4 protein-coding genes are annotated in these 3,892 nt (G+C 73.1%); 2 read left to right on the top strand and 2 right to left on the bottom strand.

The window, feature by feature from the left end; all coding sequences use genetic code 11:
- Positions 1-1,039 (bottom strand): MMPL family transporter (locus HII36_RS53795; RefSeq protein ID WP_173531137.1); only part of this gene is annotated, 1,039 nt, incomplete at its 3' end.
- Between the two features lie 95 nt (positions 1,040-1,134).
- Here HII36_RS53795 and HII36_RS53790 point away from each other — a divergent pair.
- Positions 1,135-1,707: a TetR/AcrR family transcriptional regulator gene (locus HII36_RS53790; RefSeq protein ID WP_236005172.1), complete on the top strand. Its 573-nt coding sequence runs from the start codon at positions 1,135-1,137 to the stop codon at positions 1,705-1,707.
- Positions 1,701-2,918: a Gfo/Idh/MocA family protein gene (locus tag HII36_RS53785; RefSeq protein ID WP_173531136.1), complete on the top strand. Its 1,218-nt coding sequence runs from the start codon at positions 1,701-1,703 to the stop codon at positions 2,916-2,918. The genes HII36_RS53790 and HII36_RS53785 overlap by 7 nt, the downstream gene beginning before the upstream one ends.
- A gap of 4 nt (positions 2,919-2,922) precedes the next feature.
- Here HII36_RS53785 and HII36_RS53780 read toward each other — a convergent pair.
- A partial coding sequence (locus HII36_RS53780) for a PASTA domain-containing protein (RefSeq protein WP_217371101.1) occupies positions 2,923-3,892 on the bottom strand: 970 nt, incomplete at its 5' end.

Genomic DNA, 3,892 nt, shown 5'->3' with positions numbered 1-3,892 from the left:
CCGCACCCCTGCCCAGGAACGGCACCTTGAGCGCGTTGATCCGCCCGCCCAGCACCCCGAGCAGCGCGGGCACCAGCGTCACGGACGTCAGCACGGCCATCACCACGGAGATCCCGGTGATCCAGCCGAGCGTCTGCAGCAGCGGGAACCCGCCGAGCACCAGGGCGCTCAACGCGATGATCACCGTGCCGCCGGCGAACACCACGGCGCCGCCCGAGCTCGCCACGGTGCGCCGGACCGACTCGACCACCGGCACCCCGCCGGCGAGCAGCCGGCGGTAACGCGACAGCAGGAACAACGCGTAGTCGATGCCGACGCCCAGGCCGATCATCGTGGCCATGATGCCCGCCTGTTTCGGTACGTCGACGACGTGCCCGAGCAGGCCGATCACGCCGAGCCCGGCCGCGACGCTGACCAGCGCGGTGAAGATCGGCACCAGCGCGGCGACCAGCGTGCCGAACGCGAACACCAGCACCACCAGCGCGCAGAGCACGCCGATGACCTCGCTCGGGCCGGTCTTGATCTCCTTGTCGGCGGGCGTGGAGCTGTCGGCCGCCACCACCTCGACGCCGAGCGCCCGCGCCGGGCCGGCCGCCTTGGACAGCGCCTGCGTGGTCTCGGCGACCTTGGTGGTGTCGTGCCCCGCCAGCTTGACGGTGATGAGCCCGATCTGCAAGTTCGAGGAGATCCCGCCCCGCCGGTAGGGCGAGTCCACCTGCACGACGTGCGGCATCTTCCTGAGGTTGTCCATCGACCGCTCGACGGCCGCCCGGCGCCGGACCGAGGTGAGCGGGATCTCCGGCGAATAGAGCACGAGCTGGACGGTGCCGGCCGTGCCGTAACCGGGGCCGAACCCGGAACGCATCAGGTCGTGCGCCCGCTGCGCGTCGGTTCCCGGAATGGTCACGTCGTTGCTGACCGGGGCGCCGAGCGCGACGCTGCCGCCCATCAGGGCGGCCGCCGCGACCACCCATAACGCCAGGACGATCCGTCCGTGCCGGGCGCACCAACCGCCCAGCCGGCCAAGAAAACGCGTCATTCGCTGTCCCTCATTCGACGGCCGTTCTGTACGGTCGTACAGGATTACGATAAAACGGGGAAATATCGGAAGGCTGTAGCGAACGTGGAAATGAGATGATGACCACAGCCGACGACACCCGCACCCGGATCCTGGCCGCCGCCAGAGAGCTGTTCGCCGAGCGCGGCTACGCGGCCACGTCCCTGTCGGACATCGCGGCCGCCGTCGGGCTGACCAAGACCGCCGTGGCCTACCACTTCCACCCCAAGGACCGCCTGGCCGCCGAACTGATCGCGCCGGCCGCCGACGACATGCTCGACCTGCTCGGCGCCGACTTCGACGGCGACAGGCAGGCGTTCGTCGCGGCGCTCGTCGCGTTCGTGGTCCGCCATCGGGCGGTGTTGCGCCTGGTCATGGAGGACATCGGCGGGGCCGACAACGCGCCGCCCGGCTCTCCCGGCGAGGCCATCAGGACCTTCCGCGACGAGATCTTCGCCAGGCTCGCCGGTCCGAGCCCCGGCCCGGAGGCCAGGCTCGGGGGCTGGGCGCTGCTGGGGGCGTTGCAGTGGGGCGTCGTGCAGACCATGGACCTGCCACAGGAGCAGGTACGCTCGGTCCTGCTCGGGATCGCCCAAGGCGTCATGAGCGGGAATCATCCAGGTCAGGCAGCTGTGGAGGCGCAATGGTGACGCTCGCCGTCGCGGGCGCGGGTTCGCGTGGCACGTCCTACGCCCGCCATGCCGTCGAGTCGGGGCGGGCCACGGTGGTGGCGGTCGCCGACCCGCTGCCCGGCCGCCGCGCCGGGTTCCCCGGGGCCGAGCAGTACGCGGACTGGCGCGAGCTGGCGGCGCTCCCCCGCCGGGCGGACGCCGTGATCATCGCCACCCAGGACCGGGACCACGTCGAGCCCGCGGTGCGTTTCGCCGAACTCGGCTACCACATCCTGCTGGAGAAGCCGATGGCCGTCGCCGAGGACGACTGCCGCGCGATCGTGGCCGCCGCCGACCGCTCCGGCTCCGTGTTCGCGGTCTGCCACGTGCTGCGCTACACGCCCTACACCCGGACGTTGAAGTCGCTGCTCGACGCGGGCCGGATCGGCGAGATCGTCAGCGTCCAGCACCTGGAGCCGGTCGGCTGGTGGCACCAGGCGCACTCCTACGTCCGCGGCAACTGGCGCAGGACGGACGAATCCACCTTCATGCTCCTGGCCAAGTCCTGCCACGACCTCGACTGGCTGGTGCACGTGACCGGCAGGCAGGTCAGGCGGGTCTCGTCGTTCGGCGGGCGCAAGCACTTCCGCCCGGAGAACCGCCCTGACGGCGCGGCCGAGCGCTGCCTGGACTGCGCGGTGGAGGCGGGCTGCCCGTACTCGGCCAAACGCATCTACCTGCCGCTGGCCGGGCGCGAGGCGTGGCCGCTGTCGGTCATCACCGACGACGTCTCCGAGGCGGGCGTGCTGGCCGCGCTGCGCACCGGCCCGTACGGCCGCTGCGTGTACGCCTGCGACAACGACGTGGTCGACCACCAGGTGGTGAACCTGGAGTTCGACGACGGGGCCACCGCCTCGTTCACGATGACCGGTTTCACCCCGTCCGCGCACCGCCAGACCCGGATCTTCGGCACCCACGGCTCGATCGAGGGCGACGGCGACCGGCTGATCGTGCACGACTTCGTGACCCGCGAGATCGAGACCGTCGACACCCGTCCCACGGGCGACTCGACGGCCGGCGGCGGGCACGGCGGCGGCGACGCCGGGCTGGTGCGGGCGTTCCTGGACGCCGTCGCCACCGGGGACCGCGCCCCGATCCTGTCGTCGCCGGGCGAGAGCCTGCACAGCCACCTCATCGCCTGGGCCGCCGAACGCTCCAGGCTCACCGGCGAGGTCATCACCCTGGCCTGAGGGGTTACGGCACCTCCCCGGCCGGGGGCTTGACGGTCTGGGTGGGCTCGGCGGGGTCGGGGCCGGTCTGTCCGGCCACGCCGACCACGATGCCCACCGAGACGTTCGGCCCGGCGCAGGTCCCGGCCGGGACACTCTGGCTGAGCACCATGTCCACCAGCGACTCGTCCTCGACGACCTGACCCTTGACCCGGACGCCGAGGCCGGCGGCCGACAGCGCGGTGCGCGCGTCGGCCTGCGCGCGGCCCACCACGGCCGGTACGGCGACGCCGTGCCTGGCCAGGACCAGCGCCACTGGGGTGCCGCCGGGGACGCGCCGCCCGGCCTGCGGGCGGGTGTCGAGCACCTGGCCGTCGGGCTGCGTCGAGCAGGCGCGGCTGATCGGTCCTGCGGCCAGCCCGGCGGCGGTCAGCGCGGACTCGGCGGCCTTGCGCCGCATCCCGGCCAGGGCGGGCACCGGCAGTCCGGCGGAGACCTGCAGCGTGACCTTGGCGCCCTTGGCCACGTTCGCGCCGCCGGCCGGGCGGCTGCCGAGCACCTGGTCGATCCGCTGCGGCGAGTCGACCTTGCTGACCGCCCCGGCCAGCAGCCCGGCGGCCTTGATCGCCTTGATCGCCGCCGCCCGGTCCAGCCCGACCAGGGTGGGCACCTGGATGCCCGCGGGCGGCCTGGCCACCACCGGCGGGTCGGCGGTGGGCTTGCGTTCCTGCGCGGTGCTCCTGGCCTTGGTCGGCGCCGACTTCTCCGGTTTCGACCTGGGCACCCCTTGACCGGACGGCGCGGCGGTCACGGTCGGCCAGGCCGCCGACGTGCCGCCCTGGCGCAGCGTCGGGATGATCACGATGAGCACGACGGCGGCGGTCACCAGCAGCGCGGCCAGAGCGGCGATCACGCCCCGGCTCCAGGCGAGCCTGCGCTCCTGCGCCGACGGCTCCCGCCGTACCTCGCCCCCCGGACCCACCGGCCCACTGCCC

The sequence above is a fragment of the Nonomuraea antri genome (assembly GCF_013283785.1).
GTDB classification, from domain to species: Bacteria; Actinomycetota; Actinomycetes; order Streptosporangiales; family Streptosporangiaceae; genus Nonomuraea; species Nonomuraea antri.
This window is presented reverse-complemented; position numbering and strand designations above follow the sequence as displayed.

Excerpts from the sequence above, each read along its gene's own strand:
- HII36_RS53790 (WP_236005172.1), top strand. The coding sequence starts at position 1,135 with ATGATGACCACAGCCGACGACACCCGCACCCGGATCCTGGCCGCCGCC.
- HII36_RS53785 (WP_173531136.1), top strand. The coding sequence starts at position 1,701 with ATGGTGACGCTCGCCGTCGCGGGCGCGGGTTCGCGTGGCACGTCCTAC.